This window comes from Pseudoalteromonas sp. SG44-1, assembly GCF_014164315.1.
Lineage (GTDB): Bacteria > Pseudomonadota > Gammaproteobacteria > Enterobacterales > Alteromonadaceae > Pseudoalteromonas > Pseudoalteromonas rhizosphaerae.
The window spans coordinates 35,564-53,514 of record NZ_JACJEW010000014.1; the positions used below are offsets into that span (position 1 = coordinate 35,564).

General features: G+C 37.8%; 16 protein-coding genes. 8 read left to right on the forward strand and 8 right to left on the reverse strand.

What is annotated here, in order from left to right; translation table 11 throughout:
* Positions 1 to 35: 35 nt before the first annotated feature.
* The 4 genes from H5187_RS08745 to H5187_RS08760 form a co-directional block, all read right to left on the reverse strand.
* Positions 36 to 245: a hypothetical protein gene (locus H5187_RS08745; RefSeq protein ID WP_182797743.1), complete on the reverse strand. Its 210-nt coding sequence runs from the start codon at positions 243 to 245 to the stop codon at positions 36 to 38.
* A 28-nt stretch (positions 246 to 273) separates the two neighbouring features.
* Positions 274 to 801 carry a hypothetical protein gene (locus H5187_RS08750; protein WP_182797744.1) on the reverse strand — a complete coding sequence of 176 codons (528 nt, stop codon included), beginning with the start codon at positions 799 to 801 and terminating at the stop codon, positions 274 to 276.
* A gap of 116 nt (positions 802 to 917) precedes the next feature.
* Positions 918 to 2,660 (reverse strand): PRTRC system ParB family protein, encoded by a 1,743-nt coding sequence (locus H5187_RS08755; protein ID WP_182797745.1) that lies wholly within the window; start codon positions 2,658 to 2,660, stop codon positions 918 to 920.
* Positions 2,661 to 2,726: 66 nt separating this feature from the next.
* On the reverse strand, positions 2,727 to 3,899 hold the full coding sequence (locus H5187_RS08760) for a DNA polymerase III subunit beta (RefSeq protein ID WP_182797746.1): 1,173 nt from the start codon (positions 3,897 to 3,899) through the stop codon (positions 2,727 to 2,729).
* 378 nt (positions 3,900 to 4,277) lie between these two features.
* Between H5187_RS08760 and H5187_RS08765 the strand changes: the two genes are divergently transcribed.
* The 6 genes from H5187_RS08765 to H5187_RS08790 all read left to right on the forward strand — a co-directional run bounded on the left by H5187_RS08765 (position 4,278) and on the right by H5187_RS08790 (position 10,612).
* The gene (locus H5187_RS08765; protein WP_182797747.1) at positions 4,278 to 5,054 is read left to right on the forward strand and encodes a thioredoxin fold domain-containing protein; all 777 of its coding nucleotides are present in this window, start codon (positions 4,278 to 4,280) and stop codon (positions 5,052 to 5,054) included.
* Positions 5,055 to 5,822 carry a hypothetical protein gene (locus tag H5187_RS08770; protein WP_182758860.1) on the forward strand — a complete coding sequence of 256 codons (768 nt, stop codon included), beginning with the start codon at positions 5,055 to 5,057 and terminating at the stop codon, positions 5,820 to 5,822.
* 144 nt (positions 5,823 to 5,966) lie between these two features.
* A complete protein-coding gene (locus tag H5187_RS08775) occupies positions 5,967 to 6,710 on the forward strand; it encodes a TraV family lipoprotein (protein ID WP_182797748.1) in 744 nt (247 codons plus the stop codon).
* A 19-nt stretch (positions 6,711 to 6,729) separates the two neighbouring features.
* Positions 6,730 to 9,300: a TraC family protein gene (locus H5187_RS08780; RefSeq protein ID WP_182797749.1), complete on the forward strand. Its 2,571-nt coding sequence runs from the start codon at positions 6,730 to 6,732 to the stop codon at positions 9,298 to 9,300.
* A gap of 14 nt (positions 9,301 to 9,314) precedes the next feature.
* Entirely contained in the window at positions 9,315 to 10,034 is a 720-nt protein-coding gene (locus tag H5187_RS08785; protein ID WP_182797750.1) for an HDOD domain-containing protein, read from the forward strand.
* A gap of 8 nt (positions 10,035 to 10,042) precedes the next feature.
* Entirely contained in the window at positions 10,043 to 10,612 is a 570-nt protein-coding gene (locus H5187_RS08790; protein ID WP_182797751.1) for a hypothetical protein, read from the forward strand.
* Here H5187_RS08790 and H5187_RS08795 read toward each other — a convergent pair.
* The 4 genes from H5187_RS08795 to H5187_RS08810 form a co-directional block, all read right to left on the reverse strand.
* Positions 10,554 to 11,573, reverse strand: a complete 1,020-nt coding sequence (locus H5187_RS08795) for a hypothetical protein (RefSeq protein ID WP_182797752.1) — start codon at positions 11,571 to 11,573, stop codon at positions 10,554 to 10,556. The two genes, H5187_RS08790 and H5187_RS08795, sit on opposite strands and share 59 nt — an antisense overlap.
* Positions 11,574 to 11,592: 19 nt before the next feature.
* Positions 11,593 to 12,621: a hypothetical protein gene (locus H5187_RS08800; RefSeq protein WP_182797753.1), complete on the reverse strand. Its 1,029-nt coding sequence runs from the start codon at positions 12,619 to 12,621 to the stop codon at positions 11,593 to 11,595.
* A 61-nt stretch (positions 12,622 to 12,682) separates the two neighbouring features.
* A complete protein-coding gene (locus H5187_RS08805; RefSeq protein ID WP_182797754.1) occupies positions 12,683 to 13,531 on the reverse strand; it encodes a recombinase RecT in 849 nt (282 codons plus the stop codon).
* 324 nt (positions 13,532 to 13,855) lie between these two features.
* Positions 13,856 to 14,917 (reverse strand): replication initiation protein, encoded by a 1,062-nt coding sequence (locus tag H5187_RS08810; RefSeq protein ID WP_182797755.1) that lies wholly within the window; start codon positions 14,915 to 14,917, stop codon positions 13,856 to 13,858.
* Between the two features lie 1,105 nt (positions 14,918 to 16,022).
* Between H5187_RS08810 and H5187_RS08815 the strand changes: the two genes are divergently transcribed.
* Both H5187_RS08815 and H5187_RS08820 read left to right on the forward strand, forming a co-directional pair.
* Entirely contained in the window at positions 16,023 to 17,138 is a 1,116-nt protein-coding gene (locus tag H5187_RS08815; protein WP_182797756.1) for a PD-(D/E)XK nuclease-like domain-containing protein, read from the forward strand.
* 91 nt (positions 17,139 to 17,229) lie between these two features.
* Entirely contained in the window at positions 17,230 to 17,946 is a 717-nt protein-coding gene (locus tag H5187_RS08820) for an LPP20 family lipoprotein (protein ID WP_182797757.1), read from the forward strand.
* Positions 17,947 to 17,951: the final 5 nt, after the last annotated feature.

A 17,951-nucleotide genomic window follows, 5' to 3' on the forward strand; every position in this document is an offset into this window, starting at 1 on the left:
AATCAAATAATCTAAATTTGATTGAGCTTGCGGTGTTACCCGTTCGTTTTGCATGGCGGTAACTCCACTTCGTAAAGAATTGAGCCATCTGATTGCGGTATCCCATCTACTTCGAGAATATGTGTGAAGCGAAACATAGGGAAATTAATCATTAATTGGTCAACATTTTCTTGTAGAGAACCATTTGGTAAAGGTGCATCAATCTCACGCGCACCCACTTTGAAAATTCTATTTAGTTTATTCATTTTTTTGTTCCTTACTTACTAATTAAAATTAAATGCTGACAATATCATCGAAATCATTAAATAAATCGTGTTCAACTGCTGGTGGCTCTTGAACTACAACAGGTGCTTGTGCTGGTTCATTTTCAACTACTGTAGTAGCTGGTGTGGTTGCAGTATTAGGCTTATTCTTTTCTTTAGGCGCTACGGCAGTGGCTTTGTTGGCTTCAACGGCTTTAGTTGCGCTATTTAAGGCATCTATAAAGCTTGAGTTATTCATATTTGAGTTTGCTTGCTCTAATGGAGTGCCAGCACTATGCAAAAAGTCATTTAATTGCGTTTCTATGCTTTCAGGTGTGCCTGTCATAACCCAAGGGGTTGATAGGGCTGCACGAAGGTTAAAATGGCTCTCAGCGTTAGCCTTACCATCTTCTAATATGTCAGATTTACCAGACTTGCTTAATGCTGCTAACTTAGGAGTGAAAACGATAGCAAGCTCAGTGTCGTTTTTTGAAGTAACGTTAATTGCTACTCCCGCTAATGTCGCGCTATCAATGATTTTTTTAAGAGTGTTCAACATGGTTATCTCGTTTAGTTAGTATCTATGTTTTAAGTGTCTACATAGTAAAACAAAAGAAAAAAACCGCTACTGATCAGGAAGTAGCGGTTTGGGTTGGGAAGTTATGTAAAAAGGGATTAGCGTTTAAGAAGTGTCAATAACACTGGTGGCGCGTACTTCTGCCAGTTAAATTTAGTGCCTAAAATTGATTTAATGAAATCGGTTTTTTTGGCCGAGTGCATTGTTTTAAAGCTGTCCTCTGCCTGTTCATTGGCGGCCTGTGCAAAGCCACTACCAGAGCATAGTTGTTTAAGCCCCTCAATCGTGTAGCTTGAAATATTCTCTTTACTCGGTTGCCATTCTTGCACTGCTTTATCAGCAAGCCCATCAATGCTTTGAAATGCTAATTCATAAAATTGGAATGCATTTGCATTATCAGCGCCATCACTTGTTAATATAAAATTAGTAATAGATTTTGAAAGTTCATCCAAAATTTCTTTTTTAGTTTTGGTTGAAGCAAGTTCAGCAGCGATTTTACCAACATTATTAAACCCTCTTTGTTTAGAGTGTGCGCTGGTTACACATGCAACAGCAAGGCTTAATCTAAATAGTTCGTTATCTTTTAACTCATTACGTGCAAAGTCCACCAGCTCCCTTTTATGAGACTCAATGACCACGTTTGAAGGTTGGCAAGCAACAGGCTCAACAGTTTCCTGTGTTTCGACAGGCGCGCTAGTTGTTTCAGTATCCGCTTCATTAATAATACCTTTATTGTCGCTCTCGGATTTCGGAATACTTTTTTGAATTTTTTTCGTTTTTGCTTTTTTAGCTTTAGCGAGTGCCGCAACACACTTATCATTGCAGTCAACATCAATACACTGACTTTCAATAACAGTGCCTTCATGTGCTGGGCGATCATCAAGTATACTGATGCGCTTAGAGCAAAGGGCGCAACCGCTAGTGAATTGTTCTTCACCCACGGTAGTTGTATCAACTTTTCGTCTATCGGCTGGATTAGACTCACTAAAAAATAAAACTTTACCGTATTTTTCTTCTAATTTATTTTTTTGGTCACTTAAATATGCCTGTGTCTTGTTTCGGTAGCATGTGCCAAACGAACAGGTAGAGCTTTGTTCATCACCTAAATCGAACAAACCCACTTGGCGCTCGCTGTTATGCTTACATGAGTTACAATCTGTTTTATCAAACTTGGCCGTACCTAATGGCAACTGAACTTTAGTTGCTCGTTGCTTTAACTCAGCGACAGTCAATTTCTCATCAATAACACGTTTCAATGTGCCGATTTGAATTTTCTCTGGCAGGATAGATAAAATCAAAGCATGACCTGCTTTAATCTTGCCTTGGTCTAGCGCGTCCAATACTTGATCACAACAATGAACAAGCTCAAGTCGTTCGTTTAGCTTTTTAACACTCCACATAAGGCGCTTGGCTGCACTTTCTCTATCGCCATTAAAAAAGCTTAACCAGCGTTTTGACGCTTGAATTTGGCTAACAAAGTCTAAGTCCTGACGAACTGTATTTTCGCAAAGGTGCTGCTCCATAGCTTCACGGTCTGTAAGCTCTTTATGCTCAACATCAATTGATTCTAAGCCGTTACTGATAGCCGCTGAAACGCGTCTGTGGCCAACAACGATTTCAAGCTCACCTTCACTGTTTGTGCGTACTATAGGTTTTTGAATGATGCCAATATTACGAATTGACTCACACAGCTCGTTAAAGGCCTGTTCATCGTTTTTTCTTCGTGTGTTACCCCCTTTAAACTCTTTTAGTTCAGCAGGGTTAACAGTGATGCTACTTGAAGCAATAGACGCATTTGGTGTAATAGCTACGGTTTCATTTTTATCAGTTACAGTATTCATTAATAATCTTCCCAAGACTTAATAAGTTATAAGTATGCTAACCAATTTCGATTTTCTGGCTATTGATCAGGTTCGCAGTGGTAGCACTATCATGCGGCTGGTTTCATCTTCACCTTGGATAACAAGATATTTATCTTTCGGGTGTTGTCCAATTCGCGCAACTTTGCTTGTTACGTTAGCCACTGCTTGCATTAAGAAGTTTAAATTTACAGATAGCGCATTTTCAGGTTTAAAAGTCACCTTTGATTTAAGGTAGTCCTCACCAAGCGTTTTTCCGCCTTGTACTGTGCGTAAATGTGTTTCTTGTGTTTCATCGTCAATCAATAACTCTATAGCGGGTAGACGCTTATCAATGGCCGCAGATAAACGCCCCAATGCATCAGCCATATCTTTTTGTTCTAAATCCATCAACCAATCTGGTTCATTTAAAAATAATTCGGATAAGTCAGGGAATTTATTATCAAGTAACTGAGAGCGAATAAGTGTACTTTTGAAGGTGATTTCACATGAATTGGTATCGCAACGTAGGCGTACTAACTCACTTGCATCACTTACTTTTAGCCCTTGAATCATATCAATTAACTTAGTGGGGATAACGATATTGAAATCATTCTTAGAATTTGTAACATCAAGCTTATTATCGTAAACACGGTATCCATCGGTAGCTGTTAAAGAAATCGCTTTTGCTGAACAGTTTAGCTTTATATTTACACCATTTAGGGCAGGTCTTGTGCTGTTGTTGACCGCCACTGAGCCACGCGCTTGCACAAGTACGTCTTGAAGTCGCTTTAGGGGGATCGTCAATACTGAATGTTCAGCGTATAACTTTGGTGGTGCTGGGTACGCGCTAGGGTCTGCGGTATCAATTTTCATTTTTGAACGTTTAGCAGTAATTAACCCTCCATTTTCGCTAAAATCATCCCATGAGATTTTTACAGGCTCGTTTGCATCAAAAGACGTATAAGCACTAACAATAGATAAAAGCTTTTCACCTGAAAGTAAAACCTCTTTATCTTCACCCAACATATCTATATCGCTTTCAAAATTTTCTATTCTACGCGCCATAGACTGCCCACCATTTGAAGCACTCGCGTAAGCGGCAAGCTTGCCACTTTTGTTCGTAATAAGAATGCGAGCGAACTCAAGTACACCGTTACTCTTTTTGTTAGAGCAAGCAAGGCGAGCGATAGGGTTTAAGATTGATATAAAGTCTGCACAGGGTAATTTAATAAAAGACATAAGGGCTACTCTCCGTAAAAGTTAAATAAATAATACGTTTATTTGAAATCCTGACCACTGAACGGGAATTAGGTTGAAGCCCACGTAAATAAAGGGGTTAGCTAGTGTGGATAAAAGTAATAGCGTGAAAGAGTCAATAAGTCCAAGCGTATTAGTTGATCGGGTTTTTAAATTCACAGATTAATTTTAAAAGGTTTAACAACCGAAAAGACATGGGGTTACAGGGTGTAATTGGGTGATCGGGTTTTTAAATTCACAGATTAATTTTAAAAATGGGTATTTAAATAATTAGAGAGGCACTTTATACCCTCTGTAATTTTAGCCAAGCAACTTATAGGGTGTAAAAATAAACCTAATCAAATTAGATAGGCCTTAATTATGAAGTTAAATATGAAGAATATGGTAACGCTTGCATTAAGCGTTACATTTTCGTTAGCAGCGAATGCTGAAGGCGTAAAAGTTGAAAAAAGCCAAGCAGAAATCGTACTGCAAGCCGCTATAGACAACTTTACAAAGCTTGTACCAATTCCAATTGTCGCAATTGAAGAATCACCACTTCCAAATATGGTGCAAGTTGTTACCGAAAAAGGCGTGTTTTATGCCACCAAAGATGGAAAATATATTGTTGCTGGCAATGTTCATGAAGCTAAAGAAGGCCTTCCTAATTTAACTAAAGCGCGTTTAGCAAAAGAAAATGGAAAGAAAATTGCTGAATTAAAAGATAGCTTTATTACATACAAGGCTGAAAACGAAACTAGTGAAATAGTCGTTTTCTACGATACCTCATGCGCGTACTGCACAAAATTTCATAATGAAGTAGAAGACTTCAACCAAGCGGGTGTAACTGTCCACTATGCAGCATGGCCAAGACAAGGCGCATACAACCAACAAAATAAAACGCAGTACACTGGTGCTTATTACAAATTAGAGAATGTGTGGTGTGCCGAAAACCCTAAAGCGGCCTTAGATGCCGCAGCACATAGAGCGAACGTGCCAAGAAGTACGTGCGAAAATACAATCCCTGAGCAATTTGCACTGGGATTAAGTTTAGGTGTAAGTGGAACGCCTGCCATTTTCTCAATTGATGGGCAGCTAGTGCAACGAGGATATGCGCCAGTTGATGATCTAATTAAAAATCTGAAAGGCGTTAACTAAATGAAATTACTAACCCTCCCCATTATTGCGGCACTTCTAAGCAGTTCTGTTTTTGCAGAAGAAAAAGTAAATAAGGATGAAGTTAAATTACCTTTACCGTCACGCACAGAATTTGCAGAACAAACAAAACGTGACCTTGGAAAGTACGGTGCTGTAAACGCTATTCAAGAGCTGCCGGTCTCACGCTTGTATTTTGTCGAAGCTGAAAGTGGAAGTTATATAATAAGTTCTGACGGTCGTTTTGCTATTGAGGGAGCGATAAAAGACGTATGGCATAGAAAAACACTCAAAACTGTGGACGATGTGCGCGATACATTGCGCATGCCATTATCTGAAATGAAATTCGACTTTCAAAAAGACCTAGCTTCACTTGTTCTTGGCAATCCTGATATACCGCGCCAAGGGGTTATTTTCGGTGATCCAACAGCTAAACATACCCAAGAATTTGTAGCAAAGATTAACGCTAACAAAGAAAAATACCATTTCGTATTTGTCATGATGCCGCTGATTGGTGGAGAGGATGCAGTAAAGCGCAGCATGAGCATTCTGTGTGCACCAGATAGAGAGCTTGCAATAGAAGATTTAGCTAACAACACAAGCAAATCATTCTTGGACACAAATGAAGGCTGCCCTGACCAGAATTTAATGTTTACTGTTTATATGCAGGAAATTTTTAAAATCACCAATTTACCGCATGTTGTACGAGAAGATGGCCTTGTGTCGAAAGGCGCACCCGTTGAATTAGATAAATGGTTGGGATCATTATGATTAAAACATTAACAATAATAATTTTGGTAAGTGCATTAGGTGGCTGTATGTCACCAATTGGCAGTGAACCTGATCCGCGCCATTGCCCACGCTACCTGACTCAAACAAACAACATGTGTAATCATTCAGATTTAGGGATTTACAATGAAATTTAAGCTTTTAACTACTTTAACATTGGTCATTAGTGCTTTAAGCCTTCAGGGGTGTGTGAACTCACTAGGTAAAGAAGAATTTACCTGTCCAAATTTAAAAAAAGGCGGAGTATGTGGTGGCCCTCGTGATGTTTATAAATTAACGAACAACCGCGTTAGTCTTGAGAACCTAACCCAAGAAGAGCTTAACGCATACCGCAATGGCCAAAATACAAATCACGTTTCATTGTACGAGAGTGATGGTGAAACAAAGCAAGTTATTACCAATCAAAACAAAACAACAAAACTAGAAAATAAATCTAGTAAGCGTGGTACAGACAATGGTGTTACCTATGCAGCGCGTGGAGATGGCCAACAAACCCCCGATAATTACCAAACACCGGAAGTCTTACCGCAAACCCGATTTTCATACCAACAAAATCAATATGAACAGTGGCCAAGCAATAATGAACCACTCGCACCTGAACCATTAGCGACGCTTGAGCCCGCTCAAGTTATGCGTGTATTAATTGCCTCATATACTGATTCGGATGGCTTATTACATATGCCAGGATATACATTTGTTGAAGTTACACCAAGACGATGGAGTTATGGTGAGGCAGCGAACGACAGACCATCTCGCGTAGTACCGTTAGAAGTAAAACGCCGCAGTGAAGAACAATTCAACCGTGCTCGTAATCGTTCAAACGGGGTCGATGCTATGGAAGTTGTAAACCCAATCAATCGTAAAAAGTAAATAAAGGGGTATTTAAAAAATGTCTGCATTTCGCCGCCGTAACGAAAAATTATTAAAGCACGAAGCTTTTGCTGATTTATTCCCGTACTTAGAATACTGGGAGGATGAAAAATTATTTTTATTAGAGGGGCCTTATCTTGGCTTTGCATTTAGATCAATGCCCACAAACGGCGGCAATCGTGAAATTTTAAATAGCTTAACCGGTATTTACAAAACAAAATTCCCCAAAGGAACACTTATACAGGCATCTTTAATTTCAAGCCCTGATATTGAAAATCAGCTATATGGTTTTCGTGCTGCACGAACTGGACGCTACTTAGGTAAAGACCAAGAGCAAGTTTCATCCATAGCAAAAGCTGTTCATGATTTCTACCGCAAGGGTACAAACGAAGGAATAAATGAATCTGATTTTATTTTTAGAACTTTTGAGTTCATTTTTACTATAAAAATTCCAATTAAACAGCTTGTACCAACTAGTAATGAACTGACGCTAGCCAAAGATGTTAAAAAGCGCGCTTTACGCTCACTGTCAATATTAGGCGCAGTAGAGCTTGATGATGTAGGTTTTCGTCGCCGCTTACGCGTTATGTTCAACATGTTCAATAAAGACAAGTGGCGTACACGCCCGCACTTTAAAGAAAAGTCACAATCTTCGGGCTTAATGCGTGATCAGATTTTAGATCCTGGCAAGCGAGTTGAGATAGAAGGTAGTGGCATAAAAATACTAGATGAAAAAGATAAAGAATGTGAATACATTAAATCGTTGTCTGTAACTGAAATGCCAGAAAATATGGTTTATGGTCAAATGATGGACTTGCTTGGTGATTGGCTAGAAGGTAAGGGAGCACCTTTGACAGAGCACTTCATGATCACACTTAATATGTATTATGAAGACGCAGTAAAAGCTATTAAAGATATTAAATCTAAACGTAGTTTTATAAACTCACAGGCAAAAGGCAAGTTAGTGCAATGGGTTGACCGATTACGCTTCCAAAATAAAGACTTTAACGATATAAATCGTGAAATAGAGCAAGAAAAATCAACTATTGTTAAGTATGCACTGCAAGTAAATGTGTTTGCTAAAAATGAAGAGCGAGCTGACGTATTTGCAGAAGAACTTATTGCATTTTACGAGCGTAAAGGTTGTACGCTGGTTGATAATAATTTTTTCACAGTACCGATGTTCATAAGCTCACTACCATTGGGGCTTAGCGAAGAAGTTGTTAATCTCTCTGGCCGTTATAATGTGTGTACTTCAAAAGCACTTCCTTTTTTAACCCCTCATATGGGGAGCTGGGCGGGAAACACCTCGGAACCTAGACTATTATTAACATCACGATTAGGTCAGCTGGTAAATATCGACTTTTTTAAATCACAGACTAACTATAACTTTTATATTGCAGCTACTTCTGGAGCTGGTAAGTCTTTCTTTACGGGATACCTCATTGCAAATATGCTTTCATCTGGCGTTAAGTTACAAGATGATCCAGATAACCCTGCACAAAACAAAGATTTCGATGATGGAACTCAAGTATTCGTAATTGACGTGGGGCGTTCTTATGAAGGCCTAGCAAAGCAGCTGCATGAAGCACAATTCTTAGTGTTCAATAAAGACTTAGCCTATACACTAAATCCGTTCTCATATATTCATGAGTTTGATGGTGAAGAAGGTCAAGGTATACAATGTCTAGCACAACTAAAAACAATGGCAGCACCTTCAGGTAAAATATCAGACTTTCAAAGCTCGCAGATGCTGACCCTGTTAACTGCGCTATGGAATGACAAAGGAAATAAGGCCTGTATTGATGATTACTATGAACTGTGTTTAAAAAGTGAACATGAAGCAGTGAGAGAAATTGGCCACCAGCTTAAACCATTTTGTAAAGGGTTTTACTATGGCGCATATTTTGATCCCGAAAAGCCGCCAGTCGATTTCTCTTCTCGCTTAGTGGTAGTTGAGCTCGAAGAGCTAAAAGGCGACCCTCACTTACAAACAATTGCGTTAATGTCTGTAATTATGTCAATACAGCAAACAATGTACCTTGGTGGGCAAGCACGTCGTCGGATGTTCCTGCTTGACGAGGCGTGGGAATATTTGAAGGGCGATGAAGCAACAAAAGCAAGGCTTGGTTTTTTTAGTCAATTCTTAGAAACAGCTTGGCGACGCTTCAGAAAATATAATGCTGCTGGTGGGCTTATCACTCAATCTGTCATGGATGGTTATAGCTCAGATGTAGGTCGAGCGATACTTGATAACTCAAATTGGCTACTTTTACTTAAACAAAGAGAAGAGGCCGTTGAAAAACTACAGAATGAGAAAGCATACTCTGGTAGTGAATTAGATTTTAAACTGATAAAATCAACACATACGGTACAACCTGATCCGTCTAGGACAGATGTTGCTTATTCAGAGATTTTTATAAAGTATGAAGGACAATCACAAGTCTGTCGATTATATACTGATAGACGTATACAGCTTACCTTAACCACTAATGCCGACGAAAAGCAGCGCAGGCAGGAGTTAATTGATGACGGTTACTCTTTCATGGATGCAATTGACCAAATGGTATTAGAAGACAACCGTCAGTAAATAGTGAAAATTGAATGTTAAATTTGAGTAATGAATCCCTTGTTGTTTTGGAGGTCCGGCGTCTTTTTGGCGCTGGCCGCAGCTTGGTTAAAGCTAATAACAAGGTGATAACTGAATTAAAGAATGCATGCTTTAACCAGGATTACAACACTGCAAAGATAGTACAATTGGCTCATACGGATGGCGCAGTGCTATCAAAGATAATTGAAATAGCTAATAAGTCGGTAAGATACAAAAGAAGAACGCCTATAACTGACCCAGCCCAGTGCGTAGCTCGTATTGGTCAAAAATGTATGCAAGGTATCGCACTCCATTTGGAAATTGAATCGCTTAGCGTCAAGCTAAATGATTTTTGGAAGAAAGTTTTCATAAAAATTGAGTCCAATACAAGAAAAGCACTTTTAGAAGCAATGAATTTAAATAAGGCAAACGAAAGTAGTAACTTGTTTGAAATAACAAATAAAACCTTACTGCTTAGTTTATCTTGTTACGCCAAGGCTATTGCATGTTCTAACATCGACATTCAGATGACCAAAGAGTTACTTCAATTTGTACTAACACCAGAGCCTGTGATGGCTGAATTAATTCAAACGTCGATGGGGGTTCGTGTTGAAATACTCAGTTTTTCTGAAGAAGACATTTCAAAGAGTTCATACATTGCTGCTGCAGCATGGGCAAAGGTATCCGGGGAAACCAACCCTAAAGAAGTCTGTAACCTTGAATTTAGTCCATAGGGAGTTGTATGAGTGTAGATATATTTGAACATGTTGAAGCTATAAAAGCTGGGGTTTCATACTTTGAAAACCAGGACAGTATAATTGATGCAGTTTCAAGCTTGGAAATGATGGTTTTCTTAGAAAATGCATTTAAAGGGCGCAAAGTTAAAATATGTGCTAATTACTCTAAGGCCAGTGGGTATCACTTTACTATAGACAGACCAAAGGCGGGTTATATAGTTTTAAACTCTGTTTCGGGGCAATGGCATCATGATAATTACATAGAACAATTTCTTATGCGTATAAGACTCTGTGAGTTGTCATCACTTCCATACCAATGGGTAAACGAACAAAACGAACGCAACCACGATATAAAACTTTTAATCGTTCATGATGGAGATAAGAACTATTTAGAGGCGCGTCGGTATTTTGATTTATATGGCGGGGTTCGGTGTGATAATCTTTGTAAAACCATTGAGGATTTTACTGTTTCTGCGCAACTTTTATCACAAATAGTGCAACGTGATATGGCCTTGGTTAGAAAAAGATCAGAGGCTCCCTTTCATCATTTTCAGTCCGAACACACGCAACACTAGCATATTCAAAAAAATTGTAATTAGACCGACTGTAAAACACACTAGGTCTTTTACATATAGCACCAGTAGTTACATTCAAACATTCGATAAACTCCCCATCTAAGTGCAAAGAGGCACGCTCAGGCATTAAATCATCAATAATAAGAGTATCAATTTGACTATCAACGTCATTCATCAATGACAATGGAACTGAATTTTCTTTTTTAAGGAATAAAACTGAACTGTGCACAACTGAGTATGCGCTGCATCCTAAATTAGTACGACTTGAGATTTTTAAGTCACCAGTTTTAAATAAACTGGAATTAACCTTACTTACAAAGCTATTCATTAGTTTAAAACGTTCGCTGTAAGGAACATCTATTAGCTTTTTACCATTCACTATCGCAGCATCAACGGCTGTAAAACCAAATCTTGTTGAATAGAAGCCTTCCACAATAGTGTAACCCAAGCCAAGTCGCTTAAAACCAGCCTTGATCATGTTCGTATATGTCGTTGGTAAAGGGAGTGCAGCCCCTTCAATACCAATCTTGTTAGCTGGATAGAATCTAACATTGTAAAATTCATCAAATACAACGACTGACTGAATGCCTGAATAGACTTCTAAGCATGGATGATTAGCTAGGCCATTGATTTGCTTGTCATCTAACTTTGAGTAGGATAGAGGCATGATAGGCTTCGATTTTAGCTGCTCTAGCTCAAATGTTTGGATTGAATTGTCATTACGTTTGGCAACTTCAAAATCAATTTGCTCTAAACATGTAATTTCTTCTTCAAGGCGTTCATAAGCCAAATGTTCAAGTTTAAAGTCACCTGCGGTAAATTCTTCATACTCAAAGTTCAAACCCTTACCACACAGATCCAAACGTATGAAAAACTCAGAGTCGTTCTCATACACCATTATGCGTACTGATTTGCGCTCATTTTCATTACATTTTAATATGACACGAGTTTTAATATTCATTTATTTCACTTTTAATTATTTAACAAAGAAAGTCGCTCACAATAAGTTCTTCAGACGATTCCATATGTTCATGCTCTGCCGGTGATATAGTTTGTACTGGCTCAATCTCACTGCGTTTGTTATTAACCAATATTTCATGATTGAAATTTCCGAAATCAAATGGATCTAAAGTAACCTCATTATTATCGAGAGAGCTAGTGGCACTTTGACCACGCGATGCAGCAATTTTAAATGCACCATAACGCGGTAAGTTTTTCTGTTGAATTAATTCAGCAGGGGAGAAAAGGTTAGTTTTTCTACCAATAACTCGACCAAAGTCATTCTTAATTAAAGAATCAGCTCTTTCTTGTTTGCGGAAAAATACGTTATGCATTTCTACCGCTACTTTGTACTTAGCAGTCACAGATTTACCAAGAATTTTTTCAGGGCATTGTAATGCGTCATCTTCTAGTGCGCGTCTGTATGTTGATGCTTTGTATATATCAAGCCATTCATCATCATTAAATACATTGAAACCGCCGTACTTAATATCTATGTAGAGTCTCTTAATTGCTTCCAGCTCTTTAAGAGAGAGTCCACACGAACCTTTACTTTTATCTATATTGAAATTGATACATGCAGCGATAACTTCACTGTTTGGCTTTTTAGGTAACTCACGATAATTAATATGGTTATCGTTGCCACAAAGCTGGTACATATCAGTCGTGTATAAAATAAAGTCCTCATGAACCTTTGTCTTCGTACTAGAGTTAATTAGGTGACGAAAATAAGCTGATTTCAGCTCAACAACAGCAGTGAGTTGTTTGGTATTGCGATCAATTGCAGGCACTACACTCACAAAATCAAGTAATTCGCTTAAATCCAATTCTAACTTTAACAATGTTTCGTTAAGGGCAAGTAAAATGTCCGACTCATTGACCTCGTGCAAAGAAATAGGTGTGTTTTCGTGAATAATTACACGGTTATATTCTCCTTGAACAAACTGTGTGATTTTTGCTGTTTTATTACTTTTGTAGTGCTCAGCTATAGCTATAATAATTCTACGCACGATAGTTACCTTTTAATTAATCATGTTGATATGGCCACTATAGGTCATCTCAATAATCTGGCTACTGTTCTAATTGATTAGCCAAGAGGGCGGCAAAATCCTCATCACTCACTGATTCTTCAGTCAAACTTGTTGTTTGTGGCACGTTCGGCGTTTGTTGTTCAACTTTAACTACAACACCAGAGTCATTAATACTTCTGTTATTCGGTAGTAAGCCCAAGATGTTTGCGAGACTATTAAATGTCCTGCGTAAGATCACGTTGCGCACACAGCGACTGGTAAAGTTAACCCAAGCACTTATTCCAGCATCATCTGCCATATGTGTTTTATCAGAAATAATAGACTGAATTTCACTTGTTCCAATGTACGAGCAATAGAATGTACCATCCGTAAAGGTTATAACAGAGAAAGCGGCTACAATGGCGTTACCATCGGTTGTATATGAGTGAATGAATCGCGGTGGCGTGTTTTCACCGTACCATTCAAATTGATCGCCATCATGCACAACACTGAAGTTGGTAGATTTGATTTTGGAACAGGCGCCGTAAAATTGATTCATGCCCTGGATACCAATTTTAACAGTCGGGAATACTTGTTCACAGTGAGATTCCCAATGAATAAATAAATAGGCCTCTTTGTCATATGGATTAATAGATAGACCCATATTGGCTATTTCAAGAATGCAGCGGGCTAATTCTTTAGGTTTTATGCTGTCAAAGCTAGGCTTACGGTTGCTATACAATTTTTGTTTGTTGACTTGAGATGTTATCCAAGCAAAGAGTTCGCGCAATTGGCTGTTGATTTCATTCACATCAAATGAACGGTCAATTTTGTTAGTTTGATACGTAGCTATAAGTTGAGCTCTAAATTCTTTATTTAAAAATAAATCGATGTAGTTGTTATGTGACATTGTTTGCCTCCAGTTTTTTCAGTAGTTAAACATATTTGAAAATTCTGACTACAGATTGGGATTTATTGCTTGTTAAAAGTTATACACATATCCACAAACCCTATAAATTCTATTTAATGTATAAATACTAGAAAGAGATATAAAACTATAGGGTTCGTATCTACTTGATTTTAAATGTAAAAAAAGACACTTTAGATCTTAATTATGGTGGTGGTGATCACAAAGTTGGTGGTTGAGATCACAATGCTGGTGTTACTGATCACTTTAATGGTGTTACTGATCACTTAACTGGTTTTTAGTTAACACATTTATGGTGTCTAAATATTAGTAATCTAAACCTTTAGTTAGCTCTAACAGTGACTCAAGTTCACTTTTCTCATCTTCAGTTACACTCTTTTCAACATTTTCTTTTTCTGTATATGATTGCAATGCTTTTTCTACTTTATCAGCTTCTTCATCTATTTCTAAATAACGATACGCCATTAAAAGTTTAGTTAACTCGGGAACACTAAGTTTCTCTTTATTAGTAACTTTTTTAGCAATCATTTCTTTCACTGTTTGAAGAGCGTCTTGGGTGTTCAACTCTTTGTACGTGCCTTTCTCATGCCATTTGATAAGAAATTTAATTTCAGATATGCGATTGCCTTGTGTTTTAACTTCATACCCAATATCACCTGTTTTGCTTTCCAAAAATAGCAGCTCTTTCCGCACTATAGGGTGATTGCTTAATCTATCAATACTATCTCTTATGCATCGCTGCATAAAAACACCATTGTTTTTAAATGAGCTTTTATTCTTTTTTAGTTTTCCTCTTTCATCGAGTAATCCAAATAAGCCTTTGAGTATATCAACCTTAATAAAATGCATCTCAAATCCATCTTTTTTAAAGCGGCTTAGTAACTCGTATAGCCTCTTTGAATACTCTTGTTTTAGATCTAAGAATGTTTTTGTAGTTATAAGTGCGAAACCATGGTGATATTCAATATATTCACTCTCAAGCATGTCATTAGGAACCATCGTTAGTAGCCCCTTTTTATATTTAATATTTTTGAACAGTGGCTTGTAGTCGAATTCATCATCTCCAGTTTCAGATTCAATTTTGATACCCACTTTATAACCTGCAAGCCTTTCTGCAGCCGGAGCTAACACCGAACCAATATGTTTAGAATCAATGTTTAACCATTCAGATAATTGGTTGGCAGTGTAAGTGTATTGTGGTGTTGATTTAACCCAGTCAGAGCTTTTCATTTGAGCCATCATTAGAGCAAATAAATCGGCCTCGCGTGGTGATAAGTCTTTCCGACTAAATACTAATTTATGACCTTGTTTAATATGTTTAGGTAAGTTAGTTCTTGAAATAGGTATATCACTTAGCTTTTTACTCATTGTCGGACGCCACTATTGTTTGGTTCTACATAATTTTAATCTAATAATGTAATATTTTACACCAAGATTGTGTATTCAATGCTTTGTACATTACATCTTCTTGGTGTGTGGCACCAAGATTGTGTAATCGATACTAGTTACATTACATCTTCTTGGTGTGCGGCACCATAAATATGTGTTCAATACCGTATACAATACATATTCTTGGTGTTCAACACCATGATTGTGTATTCAACGTTTTACACATTACATGTTTTTGGTGTATCACACCGTAATTGTTTAATGAATATTTACCGTTGCATGTTCTTGGTATGCGACACCATAATTATGTAATCAATGCCATATATGTTACTTAATCTTGGTGTACGACACCATAATTATGTAATCAATGCCGTATACGTTACATAATCTCGGTGTACGGCACCATAATTATGTAATCAATTCCATATACGTTACTCATTCTTGGTGTGTAACACCATAATTGTGTGTTCAATGCCGTATACGTTACATATTCCTGGTGTGTAACACCATAATTATGTAATCAATACCATATACGTTACTCATTCTTGGTGTGTAACACCATAATTGTGTGTTCAATGCCGTATTCGTTACATTTTCTTGGTGTGTAACACCATAATTGTGTGTTCAATACCGTATTCGTTACATGTTCTTGGTGTACGACACCATAATTGTGTGCTCAATACCGTATTCGTTACATGTTCTTGGTGTACGACACCATAATTGTGTGTTCAATACCGTGTTCGTTACATATTCTTGGTGTGTAACACCATAATTGTGTGTTCAATGCCGTGTTCGTTACACATTCTTGGTGTGTGACACCATAATTGTGTAATCAATGCCGTATACGTTACATAATCTTGGAGTGTAACACCATAATTGTGTAATCAATGCCGTATACGTTACATAATCTTGGTGTGTAACACCATAATTGTGTAATCAATATTATATACTGTAAGAAATTCGTGCTGATTAGATGTAGTTTATATGAAATATAACCACATGATTAATATGCAATTATAGGTTAGTAGCCTGAATTTCTATCTATGGCATTATGGTTGGCATAAATAGTTAAAGGGTTAAACCAATGTCAGCAGCAAAACAATTAAATTATGGTCTTGATGAGATTCAAGATGCTATCTCAAATGAAGAACTTGCACCTAAGTTAAGTAATTGGGTAGAAAAAGCCATAGAAGCTTTCGATGCTAACGGTGAGCCTAACTATATTGATTCTCAAGGCGAGTTAATTGAAGGTATTTATATTAATATGCCTAACGATTTGTATCATAGCCTCCCTGCTTTAAGTTCATCTCAACTTAAAGAATTTAAGGAATCACCGCCTCATTATTACCGTAGATACTTATCAGGTATTGAGGTTAAGCGCACCCTTCAAACTCAACGCACATTAGATGCTGGCACACTTGGCCATGAACTGATTCTTGAGCCCGAAGACTTTTACAATAAATACTTTAGAGAATTACTACCTATTGATGAGCCAGATGCATTACATACTGAGGCGCAAATCAAAGCTGAGCTGGAAAGGCTTAACCTAAAAACAACAGGAAGTAAGGCTGTTAAAGCTGAGCGATTGGTTCAACACGATCCAAATGCTAGAGTTTTTGAACATTTACTACGACTTAATCGCGAAAAAGAGGGCGCACAAAGCACCGCAGTAATAGAAGGCGAAGAAAAAACATTGTATGGCGGTAAGCTTGGTGTTGATGGCCAAGTGTGGGATAGCGCTATACGAATTGTTAAATCTTTAAAAAATGAACCACAAGCTGATGCATACATTAATTATGGCTTACCAGAAGTTGCCATTATTTCACGCTGCCCACGTTCAGGTTTACTTTTGAAGGTAAAATTCGATTGGCTTAGGTTTGATGATGAAGCCGCTGATGTAAAAACTACTCGCTCTGCTAATCCAGATGATTTTTCAAGACAAATGCGCTCGTTGAAATACGACCTACAGCAAGCTTTTTATACTTATGTAGCAAGTTTGGTGGGGATTTATATTCGTCGCTTTTTGTTTGTTACTGTCGAATATGCGTCAGCAGATTATTGCCAACTATTCAAAATTAAAGATACTCGCCTTGCTAAAGCGTTTGAAGAAATGCATCAAGCCAAAGATGAATTCGTAGAATGTAAACGCACGGGGAAATGGTTAAGCCGCTACAGTGGCTCAGTTATAGAATTAGATTAAAAAATTTACAATGTAGTTTTTGGGTAGCTGTAATTTTATAAATTGTTGTTGCTCGATGTTAATATTCAACTTTAAAACAAGGTATACATCCATGAAATTGAAAATAACTTCGCTAGCGATAGGTCTAGCTATTTTATCTGGTTGTTCATCAAATGATGATATGGCAGATAGACTTGAAGCACTTGAAAATCAACGAGCTGCAAACGAAGCTGCGCAACTAGAAAAATCAACTGTACAGCAAGAAAAAGAACTTGAAGCTTTACCTGAGTGGGTACTCTCACCACCAGCGTCCGATTCAACCGGGTTTTATGGTGTTGGTATTGCACAATCAAAACAACTTAATCATTCTCGTCGTGCCGCACGATTACAGGCTGAATTTGAATTGGCTAAGCAAACAGGCCAAGAGTTCTCTGGTTCAGAACGTTCGTTTGAGCAAGGTGGTGCAAGCGGTGAAGTTAATACGCAAACTACATTTTTAATCGACCAAATAGTAGATTCGATACCGGTAGTGGGTTACCAAGTAGTATCTCAAAAGCTCACGACTATTAACGGTCAATTCCACGCGTATACGTTACTGAAGTTGCCGTATGAAGAATTTAATAAAGCATTACAGCAATTGAAAGCGAAGAGTAATAATAACGCTGTTCTAAAGCAATTTGATGACTTGGAAAGACGCTTAGGTAAGCGTCGTGCTGAGAAGGAAAAAGCCACTCAAGCTGAGCACAACCGTGAATTAGAATTAATTGAAGCTCGTACAAAAGCTTTAAATCCAAGCACTGAAACTAAAAACAATTCTACTAAAGGTTAAAGGCA

Excerpts from the sequence above, each read along its gene's own strand:
- H5187_RS08745 (WP_182797743.1), bottom strand. The coding sequence starts at position 245 with ATGAATAAACTAAATAGAATTTTCAAAGTGGGTGCGCGTGAGATTGAT.
- H5187_RS08750 (WP_182797744.1), bottom strand. The coding sequence starts at position 801 with ATGTTGAACACTCTTAAAAAAATCATTGATAGCGCGACATTAGCGGGA.
- H5187_RS08755 (WP_182797745.1), bottom strand. The coding sequence starts at position 2,660 with ATGAATACTGTAACTGATAAAAATGAAACCGTAGCTATTACACCAAAT.
- H5187_RS08760 (WP_182797746.1), bottom strand. The coding sequence starts at position 3,899 with ATGTCTTTTATTAAATTACCCTGTGCAGACTTTATATCAATCTTAAAC.
- H5187_RS08765 (WP_182797747.1), top strand. The coding sequence starts at position 4,278 with ATGAAGTTAAATATGAAGAATATGGTAACGCTTGCATTAAGCGTTACA.
- H5187_RS08770 (WP_182758860.1), top strand. The coding sequence starts at position 5,055 with ATGAAATTACTAACCCTCCCCATTATTGCGGCACTTCTAAGCAGTTCT.
- H5187_RS08775 (WP_182797748.1), top strand. The coding sequence starts at position 5,967 with ATGAAATTTAAGCTTTTAACTACTTTAACATTGGTCATTAGTGCTTTA.
- H5187_RS08780 (WP_182797749.1), top strand. The coding sequence starts at position 6,730 with ATGTCTGCATTTCGCCGCCGTAACGAAAAATTATTAAAGCACGAAGCT.
- H5187_RS08785 (WP_182797750.1), top strand. The coding sequence starts at position 9,315 with ATGTTAAATTTGAGTAATGAATCCCTTGTTGTTTTGGAGGTCCGGCGT.
- H5187_RS08790 (WP_182797751.1), top strand. The coding sequence starts at position 10,043 with ATGAGTGTAGATATATTTGAACATGTTGAAGCTATAAAAGCTGGGGTT.
- H5187_RS08795 (WP_182797752.1), bottom strand. The coding sequence starts at position 11,573 with ATGAATATTAAAACTCGTGTCATATTAAAATGTAATGAAAATGAGCGC.
- H5187_RS08805 (WP_182797754.1), bottom strand. The coding sequence starts at position 13,531 with ATGTCACATAACAACTACATCGATTTATTTTTAAATAAAGAATTTAGA.
- H5187_RS08810 (WP_182797755.1), bottom strand. The coding sequence starts at position 14,917 with ATGAGTAAAAAGCTAAGTGATATACCTATTTCAAGAACTAACTTACCT.
- H5187_RS08815 (WP_182797756.1), top strand. The coding sequence starts at position 16,023 with ATGTCAGCAGCAAAACAATTAAATTATGGTCTTGATGAGATTCAAGAT.
- H5187_RS08820 (WP_182797757.1), top strand. The coding sequence starts at position 17,230 with ATGAAATTGAAAATAACTTCGCTAGCGATAGGTCTAGCTATTTTATCT.